Below are 16,555 nucleotides of genomic sequence, written 5' to 3' on the forward strand. Positions count from 1 at the left end.
CCGGGTCGGAGTTTTTAGGTGTGCAGGTTAGTCAGCGAATGCTTCCTCAAGCAGCTGCTTTTCTTCCTGCTGGTGCACCTTGGCCACACCGGTTGCGGTGGTGGACTGTGCACGACGGGACACGCGGACCATCTCCGGCATGTCCGGGATCAGGGTGCGCAGGTGCTCGTTGTAGAACGGCCATGCGCCCTGGTTTGCCGGCTCGTCCTGGACCCAGCGGATCTCCTTGGCGTTCGGGTAGTTCTTGAACGCATCGGACAGGCGGTTGAACGGGATCGGGTGGAGCATTTCCACGCGGATGATCGCAACGTCGTCGCGGCCGTCCTTCTGACGCTTCTTATCCAGCTCCCAGTAGATCTTGCCGGAGCACAGCATGATGGTCTTCACCTTGTCGGTGTCGCCGATCTTCTTGTTGCCGCGCTCGACGAAGTTCGGGTCGTCGATGACGGACTGGAAGCGGTTGACCTCGGTGAAATCAGACGGCTGGGACACTGCAGCCTTGTTGCGCAGCATGGACTTCGGGGTGAAGACGACCAGCGGACGCTTCATCTCGCCGAGAGCCTGACGGCGCAGCAGGTGGAAGTGGTTAGCCGGGGTGGACGGCTGCGCGATGGTCATGGAGCCTTCCGCGACGAGCTGCAGGTAGCGCTCGATACGAGCAGACGAGTGGTCCGGACCCTGACCCTCGTAGCCGTGCGGCAGCAGGGAGATCAGGGAGGACACTTCGCCCCACTTGGTCTCGGAGGAGGACAGGTACTCGTCGATAATCGTCTGGGCGCCGTTGGCAAAGTCGCCGAACTGTGCTTCCCAAGCGACAACCGCGTCCTTGTTGCCAAGGGTGTAGCCGTACTCGAAGCCCATGCCTGCGTACTCGGTCAGTGCGGAGTTGTAGACCTGGAACTGGCCGCCGTTGCCGGCTTCCTGCGCGTTGTGGTCGAGCGGGTTGAACGGCTCGGCGTTGTCCGGGTTGTACAGCACAGCGTGACGCTGGGTGAAGGTACCGCGCTGGCAGTCCTCACCGGCGAGGCGGACAAACTTGCCCTGCTCAGCCAGGGAACCGAAGGCGAGCAGTTCGCCCCAGCCCCAGTCGATGTCGCCGTCGGTGAACGAGCCGCCGCGCTTGGACAGGACGGACTTCAGACGCTTGTTCGGGGTGAAGTCCTCCGGCAGGTTGGCGTACGCGTCTGCGAGGCGCTTGAACTGCTCTTCGGAGATGTTCGTGTCCAGGCCGCGGGTGAGCTTCTGGGAATCGGTAATACCGGTCTGCTCGCTCGGCTTGCCCTTCTCGGACTTCACGTCGGTGAAGACAGCGTCGAGCTGGTCGTGGAAGTCCTGTGCAGCCTTCTCTGCGTCTTCCTGCGTGATGTCGCCACGGCCGATGAGGTCCTGGGTGTAGCGGGTACGCACCGACGGGTGGTTGTTGATGCGCTCGTACATGACCGGCTGGGTCACGGTCGGGTCATCAGCCTCGTTGTGGCCGCGCAGGCGGTAGCAGATGAGGTCGATGAAGACGTCCTTGCCAAACTCGCGGCGGTACTCGGTAGCGAGCTGCGCAACCCATGCGGCTGCCTCCGGGTCGTCGCCGTTGACGTGGAACACCGGGCAGTCGAAGCCCTTGGCCAGGTCGGTGGCGTAGTAGGAGGAACGGCCGGAATCCGGGGTGGTGGTGAAGCCGATCTGGTTGTTCACCACGATGTGGATGGTGCCGCCGACGGTGTAGCCCGGCAGGCGGGACAGGTTCAGGGTCTCCTGGACGATGCCCAGGCCGGTGAACGATGCGTCGCCGTGGAGCATGAGCGGAACCACCGGGTGGTCCTCGCGGCCCTTGGCAGCCTTGATCTGGTCTTCCTTGGCGCGCGCCATACCGACGAGCACCGGGTCGACTGCCTCAAGGTGGGACGGGTTCGCAGCCAGGGAGACCTTGATCTCGCCGTCGCCGAACATCTGGATGTGCTCGCCCTCGAAGCCGAGGTGGTACTTCACGTCGCCGGAGCCACCCTGCTGGGCTGCGCGCATGTTGCCTTCGAACTCGTTGAAGATCGTTGCAACTGGCTTGCCCACGATGTTGAACAGCACGTTCAGGCGGCCACGGTGCGGCATGCCGATGACAACCTCTTCCAGGCCCTGGCCTGCAGCGGTGTCGATGATGGCGTCCATCAGCGGGATGAGGGTTTCTGCGCCCTCGAGGGAGAAGCGCTTCTGGCCGAGGTACTTCGTCTGCAGGAAGTTCTCAAAGGCCTCAGCGGCGTTGAGCTTCTGCAGGATGTACTTCTGCTCTGCACCGGTCGGCTTCGGCATGCCGGCTTCGACGCGGTCGCGCAGCCATTCGCGCTCGTCGCGGTCCAAGATGTGGGAGTACTCGGAGCCGACCTTCAAGGTGTAGGAGGAGCGCAGGCGCGCCATAACCTCGCGCAGCGTCATCTGCTCCTTGCCGCCGAAGCCACCGACGTGGAAGGTGCGGTCCAGGTCCCACAGGGTCAGGCCGTGGGTTTCCATGAGCAGGTCACGGGAATCCGGCTTCGGCAGGCCCGGCTGGTGCCACTGCAGCGGGTTGGTGTCAGCGATGAGGTGGCCGCGGGAGCGGTATGCCTCGATGAGCTGCATGACACGGGTGTCCTTGTTGATGCCCGTGTTCGGAAGATCCTGTGCCCAGCGCAGCGGGGAGTACGGGATTTGCAGGGACTGGAAGATGTTGTCCCAGAACTTGTCGTCGATAAGCAGCTGCGAAATATCGCGCAGGAACTCGCCGGACTCTGCACCCTGGATGACGCGGTGGTCGTAGGTGGAGGTCAGCGTGACCAGCTTGCCAACGCCGAGCTCGGCGAGGCGGTCCTCGGAAGCGCCGGCGAACTCTGCCGGGTAATCCATAGCGCCAACGCCGACGATGGTGCCCTGGCCCTTGGTCAGGCGCGGGATGGAGTGGCGGGTGCCGATGCCGCCTGGGTTGGTGAGCTGGATGGTGACACCGGAGAAGTCATCCATGGTCAGCTTGCCGTCGCGTGCACGAGCGACGATGTCCTCGTATGCGTCAACGAACTCGGAGAAGGACTTCTTCTCGCACTCCTTGATCGCAGCGACGACGAGGGAGCGGGAACCGTTCTTGCCCGGAAGGTCGATAGCCAGGCCGAGGTTGACGTTCTCCGGCTGGATGGCGAAGGACTTGTTGCCGTCCTCCTTGTAGTTCTTGTTCATGTCCGGGTGCAGCTTCGTCGCCAGGACGATGGCGTAGCCCAGGATGTGGGTGAAGGAAACCTTGCCGCCACGGGTGCGCTTGAGATGGTCGTTAATCAGCGCGCGGTTCTCAAACATGAGCTTGACCGGCATGTCTCGCACGGTCGTCGCCGTCGGCACCTCAAGCGACTCGTTCATGTTCTTCGCAATCGCACGGAATGCGCCCTTGAGCTGGAACTCGCCCGGCTCGACCTCGACCTGTGCGATCTTGTCCAGCGGGGAGGCCTTCGGCTTCGGCAGGGTGCGCTGCGGGCGGTTAGAGACCTTTGCTGCGGCCTCGTCGACCTTGGTCTCGCGACCATCCTGCGAAGGTGCGCCGGTGGAACGGGCAACCTTCGGGTCGGTCTTCGCCTGGCTTGCACCTGCCTGCGAAGGGGTGACGTTGGACGTGCCATTAGCGGTCTTCGGTGCACCCTTTTTCTCAAACAGTTCACGCCATTCGGCGTCGACCGAGTTCGGGTCGTCCTTGTACTGCTGGAACATCTCGTCAACCAGCCAGCTGTTCTGGCCGAACGTGTTTTCGCTGCTCACGGCAGGTTCTCGCCTTCCTTCTGTTTCGATTTCGCGGAACGTTTCTTTGACTGTAATCGTCCGCGCTGATATGGCGCGAACTTGGGTTGTTCCTGTCCACGGGGTTTCCGTCTTTCACCCCCGTTAGCGGTTGGCAGCCCACATTTGGGCATACCTACCGCCGGCGGTGAGGAGGTCCTCGTGGCAACCGTCCTCAATGATACGTCCTTCGTCGATGACGAGTATTCGGTCGGCCCGCGCAGCGGTTGCGAGGCGGTGTGCGACGACCACTGACGTGCGGCCCGAGGTTGCGCGGTCGGCGGCGTCGAGTACCGCGCGTTCGGTTGCGGGATCAAGGGTGGCGGTGGCTTCGTCGAGAAGCAGCACGGCAGGGGAGAGCATCTCCGCGCGTGCGAGTGCGATGATCTGGCGCTGCCCGGAACTCAAGCCTCGGCCGCGTTCACCGACGCGCGCGTTGAAGCCGCCGGGGATCGTATCGACGACACCGAGCGCGCCAATGCGGTTCACCGCCGCCTCGATCTCCTCTGGGGTCGCGCCCGGCGCGCCGTAGGCGATGTTGTCCGCGACGGTGCCGGGGAACAGGTAGGACTCCTGCGGGACCTGGGCGAGTGCGCGGCGCCAGTCTGCAAGCGGGAACTGCGCGATGTTTGTGCCGGATGCGCGCACCTCACCGGAAGTGGGGTCGTAGAACCGGGCGAGCAGTTTGACCACGGTGGATTTGCCTGCGCCGGTAGGGCCGACGAGTGCCACGGTGGTACCTGGCTCGATGGTCAGGTCCATGTGGTCAATCACGGGGGAGGCGTCTGTATCGGTGGAGGCTGAATAGGAGAAGGTGGTGTCGTCGAAAAGCAATGGCCCACTTGCGGCGCTGTGAGCACCCGGGTTGGTGCCGGTGTCGGGGACGGTGGTGCGCTGGGCAAGGAGTGCGCGGATGCGGTCGAAGCTGACGGTGGCTTGCTGCCAGGAGTCGAAGATTTGGCCAAGCTGCTGGATAGGGCCGTAGAGCTGGCCGAGGTACATGGTGAATGCGACGAGCACACCGACGGACAGCGATCCGTCGGCGATGCGTCCCGCACCAAAGCCGACGATGACGGCGGTCATGGTTTGGGAGATGAAGTGCATGCCTGGGAAGTACAGCGCGACCAGGGTGACGGAGCGCATGCGCAGGTGGCGGTATTCGTCGCTTAGGGCGGTGAAGTGCGCTTCGAAGTGGGTCTGCGCGCGGTGGGTTTGGGTGGTGCGGATGCCGCCGATGAGTTCCGCGAACTCGCCGTTGACCGTGGAGATCTGTTCGCGTGAGGCCTGGTAGTAGCGCTTGGAGAAGACTCTGAACGCCCAGGTGGCGGTGACAATCACCGGGACGGCGGTCAGTGCAATGAGGGTGAGTTCGCCGTCTGTGGCAACGAGCATAACGATCACGCCCACGAGAGAGCCGACGGCGACAATCGCCTGGGCAAGCCCGGTTTGTAGGAAGCTCGACAAGGTGTCGATGTCCGTGGTCATGCGCGTCATGATCTTGCCGGACAGTCGCGATTCGAAGTAACTCAACCCCAGTTGCTGCAGGTGCGCGTAGGAGCGCAGGCGCAGCCCGTAGAGGAGGCGTTCGCCGGAGCGCGACGACAAAACAGTCATGAGTGCATCCGAGGCCCAGGCGATCGCGACCACACCGAGCGCAATGAGCCCCGCGTTGATCAGGTTCTCCTGGTTACTTGGGGTAATGCCGCGGTCCACGGCGGCGCGCACGATGGTGGGGAAGGCCAAGTCCGCCAGCACGCCCACAATCAGCAGGGCGACGGTGCCAGCGATGAGCCAGCGCACGGCCTTGAGCATGTCGCGGATGTGGAATTCGCTCGACGGGGTGCGCAGGCGGGTCAGTGTCTGCTCGGCCAGATCTGGCAGTTCGCGCGCTTCCGGGAGGCGCTCCACACGCGCGAGCAGTTCCGGGGTGGCGTTGATGGTGGAGGCGCGCCCGCTCGTCGGCACGATCACGCGTTCCTGGGGTTCGGTGTCCACTTCGGGCCACAGGTCGCCAACCTCCTCGTACAGCGTTTCGGACTCCGGGTCCATGGAGGCGCGATACTCGTCGGTTGCCATGACCTCGTCGCGGGGCCCTTGCTTGACGACGACCCCACCGCGCACCACCGCTACCCGATCCGCATGATCCACCGTTGATTGGCGGTGGGCCACGGTCAGCACTGCGATGTCGCTGAGTGCTTCGCGCAGGTTGGCCAAGATGTTGGCTTCGTTGATGGAGTCGATGGCGCTGGTGGCGTCGTCAAGCACGAGCACCTTCGGTTTTGACATGAGCGCGCGGGCGAGTGCGATGCGCTGGCGCTGGCCGCCGGAAAGTGTGAGGCCACGCTCACCGACCTGGGTGTCGTAGCCGTCGGGGAGGCGCTCGATAAACTCGTCTGCCAGGGCGAGGCGTGCCGCCTCACGCACCGCGACATCAAGTTCGTCCGGCGACATGTTGTCGGCAGCGCCCATGGCGATGTTGTCGCGCACGGAGGAAGAGAAAAGGAAGGCGTCGTCGAAAACACAGACCACATCGCCACCGGTGACCGTGCCCGTATCCGGGGTGTAGAACCCGCCAGCTAGCTGCACCGCCATGGTTTTACCCGCGCCGGGCGGGCCGACCATTGCAACGGTCTCGCCCGGCGCGACCGAAAGGGTGAAGCCGTTTAAGACGTTGTGGCCACCGGTGGAAAAGTGCACGTCGCTAAAGTGCAGGCCGGGTTCGGCAGGCAAGTTTTCGGTGGAATTCACGGTGGAATTCACGGTGGAGTTTGCGGTGGACTCTTCAGGTGCGAGTGCCAGCACATCCGCGAGCCTGTCGAAGGAGCTCATACCCATCTGCATGCGGACGTACTGGTTGGTCAGCATCGACAGGGTGGACGTCATCGTGGTCAGGTACGCGGTGAATGCGACGAACTGGCCGATGGAGATCCTTCCGTGGATGGCGAGCATGCCACCGGCGATGATGGTGACCACGAGTGCAACCTTGGGCAGCTGGGACAGTACCGGCTGGAAGCGTGCGGTGAGTTTTGCTGCGCGCATCTTGACCGCGTAGAGGTGGCGGCCAAGGTTGTCGAGCTGGTCGATCTCGCGCTGTTCCTGCCCGAACGCCTTGACCACGCGCACGCCGGAGACGGTTTGTTCGACGTGCTCTGCAAGTTCTGCGGTGGCGTGCTGGTTGACCCACGTTGCTGCGTAGAGCGTTTTGCGCGACCGGTTGGCCTCCCACAGGAGCACGGGCAGCAGTGCCAGCGACATCGCGGTCAGTGCGACGTCCATGCTCAGCATGACGATCAAGGTGGCTGCTAGTTGCACGATGCGCGTGAGCATCATCGCCAGGGTGTCCAGGACCATCTGGTACATGTTCAGATCCGAGATCGAGCGCGAGACAATCTGGCCGGTCACGATCTTGTCCTGTCCCGGCCCGTCCAGGCGGTGCAGTGTGCGCAGGATCTTGGTGCGCAACCAGTGTTGCGAGGTCGTGGCAAGGCGACCGGAGGTGGTGCGCCGGATGATGCTTAGGACGTAGGTGGCCGCTGCGACTGCCACCATCAGCCATGCCACGCGGGCAACGGAACCGTCCGCATTCCCGGTGGCAATATCAATCGCTTGGCCAGTAAGAGCGGGCTCGGCCACGCGGGTGAGCGCCGCCAAGATGGCAGCGGCGAACGCGACGGCGGCAGGCGCGCGGTTCGCCTTGAGCGATTGGGTAAGAAGTGGGCTAGTGGTCCTCATGTTCCTTGTCGTTGCTGTCCTTCCCGCTACTGTCCTTACCGTCGCGGAAGATCTTCAAAATCCATGCAGCGAATTCCTTCGGGTTGAAGCCACCCTTGATGCGACCGGTCTCATCGGCCGTGTCTTCGGGCTCGAGCGGGGTGGCAAACTGCAGCGGCACCGGGCCGAGGGCCTGCTGAATGTTATCGATGATGTTGCCGGCCAGCTTGCGGTTCACCGTCGTACCGGCAATCGCACCCAGGCCGAGCGGCAGCATCTTGCCCAGCCAGGCGCGACGCATGGAACGACGCAGCGAACGCATAGCCATGCGCTGCAGCACGTTGTTGGTCTCATTGAGCGTCGGGCCAGAAAAGCGCGACAGGGTGGCCTTGCCAGGCAGCTTGCGGGAGTTTTCGCCGAGCAGCGTATCCACGATTGCCAGGCCCTTCGTACCCATCAGCGTGGTCAGCACGATGGCGCGGCGGTGCTCGGCGTCGGAGATGTCGTCGCCACGCAAATATGCCGATGACATGGCGTAAAACGCCGCGAGATCCAGAAAGAGGGCGGACTCGCCGGCCACAGCAGCAGCACCTGTGAACAGGCCAACGCCTGGTACTGCCGCAGCGGCACCCACACCGGCACCGGTGCCCGTGACGGTGTTTTTCAGATGCTTATCCATAATCGCCTGGATCTGTGCCGGCGACTTATCCGGGTTGTCGCGGCGCAACCAATCCACATACCCGCGGATCACAGAGGTCTGCAGTCGCACGGCCTTGTCCACCGCGCCGATGAAAACACGACCGAGTTTGCCCGCGTCCTTTTCCAGCTGCGCTGAATTTTCCTGCAGCGCGACCACGATTTCCTTGCGGAGCTCCGCCTCGTCGATCTGCGTTGATTTCTTCTTACCGAACACGTTTATCCTCCTGCCGTGAACTGGCGATGGGTAATTGGTACAGCATAGAACGACTTCATATCCCGGGAAGACCGGGCGGAAACGCTCTAGGCTTGAACGCATGAATGCGCGCCGCCAACCAGTCGTACAGACAACGGCCGGAGCCGTGCGCGGTCAAGTCGACCCGCACACCGGAATGCGCACCTGGCGTGGCGTGCCATTCGGCGCCAACACCGCTGGTACTCACCGGTTCCGCGAACCGAAACCCGTCCAACCCTGGCCTGGGGTGCGCGACTGCACACGCTTCGGCCCACCCGCCATGCAAGGCACCTTCGGCATCCGTGGCACGGTGCTTGGTTCGGAGGACTGCCTCAACTTAGACATCGTCAGGCCCGACACTGATGAGGTCTTGCCTGTCGTTGTCTGTTTCCACGGCGGCACTTTTGTCACCGGCGCCAGCCACGAAAAAGTCCTCCAAGGTCATCGCCTCACCGCCGCGACGAACATTGTCTACGTCTCCTTAAACTTCCGCCTCGGCGTGCTCGGCTACCTCGATGTGCGATCGCTTGGCGACGACTGCGTGGCCAACCCCGCTATCCGCGACCAGATCCTCGCCCTGCGGTGGATCCGGGACAACATCGCAGCCTTCGGCGGCGACCCAGATGCTGTGACCATCATGGGCGAATCGGCAGGCGGTGCTGCCGTGCTGCATCTCATGTGCGCACCCGATGCCCGCGGCCTGTTCCACCGCGCAATCGCGCAGTCCCCGCCACCGGCCAGCGTCCACTCGAGGCGCCAAGCCGCCAGGTGGGTCCAAGCCCTCATCAGGAAACTCGGGCTCGCACCAGACACCACCCTTGACCAGCTGCGCGACATCCCCGCAGAAACCCTCGTGCGCGCCGGGCAATCACTGATGTTTAACAGCAAGGAAGCGCTGCAATTCAACATCAGCTTCATGCCCACCCTGGACAGTGCCAGCCTGCCCCAACACCCCATTGACACGTTCAACGCCGGCGAGCAAGCCCGCGTGCCACTGATCGTGGGAACCAACTCCGACGAAGCCAGTTTCACCAAAGCCATCTACCAAACCTCCCGCCAGCGCCAACGTGCTGCGCGCCGGGCGTTGAACGTGTTTGACCCGGACAATGCGCTGGATGTCATCGAGGCGTACGACGATGTCGGCGCACGCGGCGATTTTGCGGAGTTGATGGCAGACGCCGTGTTCTGGGCCCCGAGTGTCATCCTGGCCACCGCGCACCGCATGGTTGCGCCGACCTATATGTATCGGTTCGCCTACGCATCTGCCGCGATGCGCAAGTTGGGCCTCGGCGCGATTCACGCAGCTGACCTTGTGGCGGTCTATGGCGATCCCTTTGCCACAGTGACCTCCAAACTGGATCGCTTCGGGCCGCGGGACACGTTCCAAGAGGTCAGCCGGCTCATGCAGTACCACTGGGGCACGTTCTTCCACACCGGCACACCTGGTACGGAGTGGCCCAGCTACGGGTTTAAGCGTGGCGACGACCCGGGGCGTGCGACTGCGGTGTTTGAGTACGGCATGCGTGTGGAATACGACCCGAAAGCCGAACAACGCACCGCGTGGGAGTCGTTTGACATGCGCGAGTGGGGAATTAGCCGGACGGATTTATGACATCCGCGATGATAATTCCAGGCACGCGCCAGCGAACGTGGCTAGGCTGAAGCCAGTCTGAAGGTCAATGCGGAAGGAACCCACTGTCATGAGCTTTTTCGAGGACATCGCGGCCGCGTTGGACCGCGACGGTATTGAGTCGCGCGTAGGCGGGGACACGATGTTTGTCCCCATGTCTGCGGCGTTGGAATTGCAGTTTGTGGAAATTGATCCGCACCTGCCGGCAGCGAACGTGTACATCGCCGCGGCTGACGTGGACGAGGACGACGATGAGTTTGAGGCCGTCTTAGTCGCTGTGGTGTTCTCCGTGGAGGCAGCGGTGGCTGCTGTTGCTGAGCACATGGCGACCGACCAGGTGGTAACAGTGCTGCGCGACCTGCTGGAAAGCACGGACGAGCGCATTGGGGATCTCGAGTTCTTCCAGGACCACGTCAACCCGCAGCAGGTGCGCGCCGAAGTGGGCGCGAATGCCGAGTTGCAGGTCGTCGTCGAAGCCGTCAACGGCGTGCCGAGCGCCACAGTGACCTTCGTTGCACTCCCGGATGACTACGACGATGTCATCGAGGACGCCGAGGGCGAGTTGTGGGAGTCCGACGGCGATGCGGAACTGTCTGAGGAGGACCGCGCACGTCTGTTTGACGTCATCCATGACGAGGCGGTTGCCGACGCAGAGAAGCTCGAGCTGGGCAGCTTCACCGACTTCGACCGCCTCTTTGACGTGCTGTCGCTCGCCGCCGACCAGGCAGAGGAATGGGAGGCGCAGCTGCTTCCAGTCGACGACGAGATTGACGAGCCGGACGTCTACGACATCTTCGGCCAAGACGACGAAGACTACGACGAGGACCTCGATGATGAGGATGATGAGGATCTCGACGACGAAGACTTCGACGAGGACGACGAGGACTAAGCCGCGCTGAGTCCTTCGAACATGGAGGAGGGCGACTCGATCGGGGTGAACGCCCCGTCGACGAGCCAGACGTAACTTGCTGCCTTCGCCCCCGGAATTTCGTGGACGGTGTGGGCAGCATCATCGGGGATGACCGCGCGCACCCAGGACTCGGCAAGCAACGTGTCCACGGGAACCCCCGCGGCATCGGTCACGCGCAGTTCGATCAAGTAGGCCGGAATGTGGCGCTGCCCGTATCCCTGAATACGAGCGCGGGCGCGCGGGCCAACACGCCGCCGCGTGACCGCCAACGACAGCGTCGGACCGTTGTCTATCCGGGGTAGCGATATCACCGGTGGCCGCCAGGTCGCAGCCGGGCGAGACAGCGAGCGCGGGTGGTGGATCATCGCGTTGATGGCGTGCAGCTTCTCGGGGAAGAGGTCTCGGATTTCAGCAGCCAAGGAATCGGCACTGGCGTATGCATCGGCATCCACAGTGGGGGAGGTGCGGAACATGGACAGGGCATTCTTTGCGTTCAACTTCATGGCTCAAACACTAAAAGTGGCCCCGACACCACCCGGTACGTATTCGAACATATGGGCGATACGGTTATTTGACGCGTTGTGTAACCTTGCTGTTTATGAGTGCGAATAAGGTGGTGAAACCGTCGATACCCCGCACCATTTGGGTGCTCACGGGCGCCGCCTTCATTGTTGCGCTCGGGTACGGGTTAATCGCTCCGGTTCTCCCGCAGTTTGCGGGAAGTTTCAACGTATCCATGGCCGCAGCAGGTGCGGTCGTGTCTGTGTTTGCTCTTGCCAGGTTGCTTGGTGCGCCCGGCGCGGGTGTGCTGGTGGACAAACTGGGCTCGCGCCCGATCTACCTCACAGGCTTGAGCATTGTGGCTGTCTCCACGTTCTTCGTGGCGTTTGCCCAGGCGTATTGGCAGATTCTTGCGTTGCGGTTCATCGCGGGTTTCGGCTCGACGATGTTTACGTTGTCGGCGCAGGCACTGATTGTGCGGGTGACGCATCCTTCGATCCGTGGCCGCGCGAACGCGTTGTACGCTTCGGCATTTCTTGTGGGCAATGTGTTCGGTCCGATCGTGGGCGCAGCGTTGTCGTATTTGGGTTTCCGTATCCCGTTTGCCATTTATGGCGTGGCGGTCGCGATTGCGGCCGGCCTCGTCGCGTGGCTTACACAGCCGCGTCCAGGTGCGAAGGCGTTGCCGAAGGCGAAGCCCGCGATGCGGCTGCGGAGCGCCTGGAAGGTGCCCACCTACAGGGGATTGCTGGTCGCGGCGTTTACCAATGGGTTTGTGAATATGGGTGCACGCGTGGCGGTGTTGCCGCTCTTTGCCGCCGCGGTGTTTGAGCAAGGCGGGGCAGCGGCTGGTTTCGCGCTTACGGCGTTCGCGCTCGGCATGGCGATCATGCTGCAGTTTTCCGGGCGTATGTCGGATCATTTTGGCAGGCGCCCGATGATCTTTGCGGGCATGGCAATGTCTGCAGTGTTTACGGTGGTGCTTGGCACGGCGACGAGTTTCTGGCCGCTCATGATCTGGTCGGTGCTGGCCGGCGTGGCTTCCGGCACGATGAGCCCGTCCATTCAGGCAGCGTTGGCGGACATCATTGGCAATGAACGCTCCGGCGGTAAGGTGTTATCCACATTCCAGATGACGCAGGATGCGGGCCAGATTTTCGCACCTGTGGTTGTCGGTGCGATTGCGCAGACCGCAGGCTTTACTGCCGCGTTCGGCGTATGCGGTGCAATGTGTGCGGTGGCGGCTGTGGTGTGGCTGATCATCGGTAAGGAAACGATGGTGAAGGAGCCACGATGAGAGTAATTCTGGACTGCGACCCGGGTATCGACGACACCTTAGCCCTCATCTGGCTGACCGCGGCCACGCAGGCAGGCATCCATGAGCTTGAGTGCGTGACCACGACTGCCGGCAACGTCGACGCCGACCAGTGTGCCAAGAACGCCGCATGGATCCTGTCGTTGTGCGGTTTGCCGATTATCTCTCTCGCCGCTGGAGTACCGGCGCCGCTTGAGGTGGAGCTGACCACCACGCCAGAAACCCACGGCGACACGGGGCTGGGCTATGCCACTGCGCCGCAGCGTCACGTCGAGCACGACTGGGAAGCCCTGTGGATCGACGCGATTGAGCGCGGTACTGACGATCTGCACCTCATCATCACCGGTCCCATGACCAACTTGGCGTTTTTCGCCCACGCCCACCCACAGCATTTCGCGCGCCTGAAGCACATCACGGTGATGGGCGGGGCGGTGAACTATCCGGGCAACACCACGCCGACGGGGGAGTGGAACTTCTGGGTTGATCCGCACGCGGCTGCCGATGTGTTCGACATGACACCGACCCCGATCACGCTGTGTTCACTGGGTGTGACGGAGAAGATGGTGCTTGAGCCTGAGCGGTTGGAGGGGGTCGTCGCAAAGCTAGGCGCGAGCCCGATTGCCCAGCACTTGGGTGACATTGTGCGGTTCTACTTCGAGTTCCACGAGGAGGTCGGGGAGGGCTATCGTGCGCAGATCCACGACTTGCTCACGGTGCTCATCGCGCTTGGTGCGGTGGACGTTGAGCATTGCTTGACGACGATCGCCGTCGAGGCCGATTCCGACCTCACCCGCGGCACCTCTGTGGCAGATCTGCGCGACATTTGGGAGCGCGAACCCAACGCACGCTTAGTCACCGACGCGGACATTGAGGCCGCGTGGGAGTCCTTCGAATGGGCCTGTGAGATCCATGCACGTGTGGCGGCGGGGGACGCGAGTCTTATGGAACTGCGCCACCTCAAAGCGGACGACTAACTGCTACACTGCCTGATCTGAACGTTCCTGCCGAGGTGACATAGGCAGGGGCGCAATTGTTCATTTGCCCGTGAGAATTACGGAAAGTTCCATGTCACACACCACTTCTCAAAACTCGCAGAAGGCGCAGTGGACCCCGCTGCGTCGCGTTCTCGTTGCCCTTGGCGCGCTGATTATCGCGGCGACCTGGCTCTACTTCGTTCTTGTCCGCCCCGCTGACTGGGATCAGGTCACTGGCTCCGGTCCTGGCATCACGTTGCTGGCGGGCTACGGCGTGGGCACCCTGCTGCTACTCGTGGCCATCGTCCCTGTGTTGCCGGCGCGCACGCTCGGGCTGATTCCGATTGCGATCATCATCAACTCCGTCATCGGCGAGATCGTCGGCTCGATTGGTCTGCCGCTGTACCTCGACTCCGTGGGCACCGTGCTGGTCGCAGCCCTGGCCGGCCCGGTTGCGGGCATGGCCACCGGCGCGCTGAACAACGTGGTGTGGGGTCTGGTCAACCCGGCTGCCTTGCCGTTTGCTGCGGGTGCGGCCTTGGTCGGCTGGCTCGCCGGTGTGTTCATCCACCGTTTCAACGCGTTCCGTAACCCTGGCACCGTGGTCGGCTTTGGCCTTGTGCTCGGCGTTGTTGGCGGCATGGTCGCAGCCCCTGTCGCTGCGTACGTCTACGGCGGCACCGCCGGCGTGGGCACCGGCGCACTGGTGAGCCTGTTCCGCGAAATGGGTGGGTCCCTGATCGCATCGGTAACCACCCAGGCGTTCATCTCTGACCCGGTGGATAAGCTCATTGTCCTGTTCATCGCCTACGCCACAGTGAAGGCGCTGCCGAAGCGCACCGTGGCTGCCTTCGCGCCACAAGAACCTGTCGCACCAGCATCGACACCTGAGGCGTAAAGCACTTCCGTGGCAGACCGTCTGAGTCCTTCAACCCGTGTGAACCCGTTGACCGCTTTGGCCATCGGGGCGTCGGGCTGGATTCTGGTGCTCGGGCTGAACCGGCCAGAAGTTTCACTCGCAGTGCTGGCCGCGGCAATGGTGCTGGGGACGTGGCGCACCCGCAACGTCGCGCTCATTGCGGCCACCGCGTTGCTTGCCGCCCCGGTTGCCGCATCCATGGTGCTCATCCACGCGCCCTACGGTGAGCATCGCATCGCGCCGCTGCTTACTAGCGACGGACTTGCCACAGCAGGGGAGTTAGCCGCACGCTTCACCGCACTGATTGCCAGCCTGCTCGCGGCCGTCGCATGGTCGCGCACCCCGGACCTGGCCAAGGCGCTGCAGGCAGCACCGGGTGGCAACCGGATCGGATACATCGCCGGCACGACACTGCAACTCGGCCCCCAAGGTGCACACCGCGCCCGGATCGTTCGCGACGCCAACCGGCTCAAAGGCGAGCGCATCACCGTAAAAACCGTGGTCCCGAACCTGATCATGCCGGTGCTTACAGAGTTGCTCACCCAAGCCGGTGCTCGCGGCCAAGCCTTAGAGACCGCAGGCTACGACCTCACCGGCCCTCGCACCGTGCTGCACCCTGTCCACGACAGCCGCATCCAGCGTGCCGCCCGCATCCTCATCCCGCTTGCGTGTTTGGGGGTCGTGCTGTGGATCTGACATTGCTCACCCAGACGCTCAACGAGCACCGCGCGGTGCAGGTGATCGGTAACTCTGGAGCAGGCCTGACCACCCTGGCAGCGCAAGTGCACCGCGAGTGGGATCACGCCGCCGTAGTTCAACAGGACGCCACCGCGCACGTGTCGTATCTTCGCGATACCGTCATCGAAGAAGTCGCTCTCGGCCTCGAGCAGCGCGGCATTCCCGCCGACGAGATGCGCAAGCGTTGCGAGCGCATCCTTCTCGCCGCAGGTCTGAGCGATCTCGCCGAGCGCAACCCAGCGCAGCTTTCCGGTGGCCAAACGCGACGCCTCGCCATCGCAGCCGTTGCGGTGCTCGAGCCGGGCATTGTGCTTCTCGACGACCCCTTCGCCGGCCTCGACCCAACCTCCTGCACCCGCATCACCGAACTGCTGGCTTCGCTGCCGTCGAAGGTGGTCATCCTGGGCACACGGCTTCGCAACATCGACTCGGCCGCACTCGGACTTGTCGGTGGCATCCTCCAGCCGAACGTCCCACCCAACCCGAATCTGCAGTTGCCTGACCGCGTCACAGCAACTGATGAACCGATCAACCTCGGCGAAGTCTCCGCAGCGCGCGGCGAAACATCCCGCAAGTGGTGGCAGTTCCGCACCACGTCAGAGCCATCGTTCACCGCCGGCCCAGTGCACTTGACCGTTCGCCCCGGCGAGGCCGTATGGCTACGTGGCGACAACGGCGCCGGCAAGACAACGCTCCTTCGCGCGATGGCTGGCCTCGACGACAACCCGGGCCTGGAACAGACTCGCGGCGTGACCGTGTCGCTGGCGTTGCAGCGCGCCGCAGACCAGCTCGCAGAATCCACCGTGGGTCGGTTCATCGGCAACGACGATGCCGTCGCTGCACTAGGCCTAGACCCAGACGCCCACCCGTTGGACCTGCCGTCAGCGCATTTCCGGCTCGCACAGCTTGCCCAGGTGTTTGCCCAGGGGCGTGACCTTGTGCTTCTCGACGAGCCCGACGTCGGCCTCGACATCCCCTCCCGCGAGCGTGCCCACGCCCTCATCGCAGCAGGCCTGGCACGCGGTCAGGCGGTGATCTTCACCTGCCACGACACCTGCTTCGCCGCGGAGGTGGGGGAGTATGCGGTGGTTACCCATTCAAAATTGGGTTAAAAACCCTAGTGATTATCTGTGATTACAGCACCGC

11 protein-coding genes are annotated in these 16,555 nt (G+C 63.2%); 7 read left to right on the forward strand and 4 right to left on the reverse strand.

What is annotated here, in order from left to right; translation table 11 throughout:
- Window positions 1–27: 27 nt before the first annotated feature.
- The 3 genes from HMPREF2785_RS09820 to HMPREF2785_RS09830 all read right to left on the reverse strand — a co-directional run bounded on the left by HMPREF2785_RS09820 (window position 28) and on the right by HMPREF2785_RS09830 (window position 8,404).
- Complete coding sequence (locus tag HMPREF2785_RS09820) at window positions 28–3,762, reverse strand: multifunctional oxoglutarate decarboxylase/oxoglutarate dehydrogenase thiamine pyrophosphate-binding subunit/dihydrolipoyllysine-residue succinyltransferase subunit (protein WP_070615230.1); 3,735 nt, start codon at window positions 3,760–3,762, stop codon at window positions 28–30.
- 123 nt (window positions 3,763–3,885) lie between these two features.
- Window positions 3,886–7,512, reverse strand: a complete 3,627-nt coding sequence (locus tag HMPREF2785_RS09825; protein WP_070615232.1) for an ABC transporter ATP-binding protein — start codon at window positions 7,510–7,512, stop codon at window positions 3,886–3,888.
- Window positions 7,499–8,404 (reverse strand): hypothetical protein, encoded by a 906-nt coding sequence (locus HMPREF2785_RS09830; RefSeq protein ID WP_070615234.1) that lies wholly within the window; start codon window positions 8,402–8,404, stop codon window positions 7,499–7,501. Before HMPREF2785_RS09830 ends, HMPREF2785_RS09825 begins: the two co-directional genes overlap by 14 nt.
- 100 nt (window positions 8,405–8,504) lie before the next feature.
- Between HMPREF2785_RS09830 and HMPREF2785_RS09835 the strand changes: the two genes are divergently transcribed.
- On the forward strand, window positions 8,505–10,034 hold the full coding sequence (locus tag HMPREF2785_RS09835) for a carboxylesterase/lipase family protein (protein ID WP_070569823.1): 1,530 nt from the start codon (window positions 8,505–8,507) through the stop codon (window positions 10,032–10,034).
- A gap of 88 nt (window positions 10,035–10,122) precedes the next feature.
- Complete coding sequence (locus HMPREF2785_RS09840; RefSeq protein WP_070615235.1) at window positions 10,123–10,941, forward strand: hypothetical protein; 819 nt, start codon at window positions 10,123–10,125, stop codon at window positions 10,939–10,941.
- Here HMPREF2785_RS09840 and HMPREF2785_RS12010 read toward each other — a convergent pair.
- Window positions 10,938–11,465 (reverse strand): hypothetical protein, encoded by a 528-nt coding sequence (locus HMPREF2785_RS12010; protein ID WP_168161869.1) that lies wholly within the window; start codon window positions 11,463–11,465, stop codon window positions 10,938–10,940. The genes HMPREF2785_RS09840 and HMPREF2785_RS12010 overlap by 4 nt on opposite strands.
- 95 nt (window positions 11,466–11,560) lie before the next feature.
- Here HMPREF2785_RS12010 and HMPREF2785_RS09850 point away from each other — a divergent pair, with 95 nt between their 5' ends.
- From HMPREF2785_RS09850 to HMPREF2785_RS09870, 5 genes are all read left to right on the forward strand, one after another.
- On the forward strand, window positions 11,561–12,760 hold the full coding sequence (locus tag HMPREF2785_RS09850; protein ID WP_070453095.1) for an MFS transporter: 1,200 nt from the start codon (window positions 11,561–11,563) through the stop codon (window positions 12,758–12,760).
- A complete protein-coding gene (locus HMPREF2785_RS09855; protein ID WP_070615237.1) occupies window positions 12,757–13,752 on the forward strand; it encodes a nucleoside hydrolase in 996 nt (331 codons plus the stop codon). Before HMPREF2785_RS09850 ends, HMPREF2785_RS09855 begins: the two co-directional genes overlap by 4 nt.
- A gap of 91 nt (window positions 13,753–13,843) precedes the next feature.
- The gene (locus tag HMPREF2785_RS09860) at window positions 13,844–14,650 is read left to right on the forward strand and encodes a glycosyl transferase family 9 (protein WP_070421802.1); all 807 of its coding nucleotides are present in this window, start codon (window positions 13,844–13,846) and stop codon (window positions 14,648–14,650) included.
- A 9-nt stretch (window positions 14,651–14,659) separates the two neighbouring features.
- Window positions 14,660–15,367, forward strand: coding sequence for an energy-coupling factor transporter transmembrane component T family protein (locus HMPREF2785_RS09865; protein WP_246821233.1), 708 nt, complete (start codon window positions 14,660–14,662; stop codon window positions 15,365–15,367).
- Window positions 15,358–16,521, forward strand: coding sequence for an ATP-binding cassette domain-containing protein (locus HMPREF2785_RS09870; RefSeq protein WP_168164688.1), 1,164 nt, complete (start codon window positions 15,358–15,360; stop codon window positions 16,519–16,521). The genes HMPREF2785_RS09865 and HMPREF2785_RS09870 overlap by 10 nt, the downstream gene beginning before the upstream one ends.
- Window positions 16,522–16,555: the final 34 nt, after the last annotated feature.

It is taken from the genome of Corynebacterium sp. HMSC067D03 (assembly GCF_001811185.1).
Lineage (GTDB): Bacteria > Actinomycetota > Actinomycetes > Mycobacteriales > Mycobacteriaceae > Corynebacterium > Corynebacterium coyleae.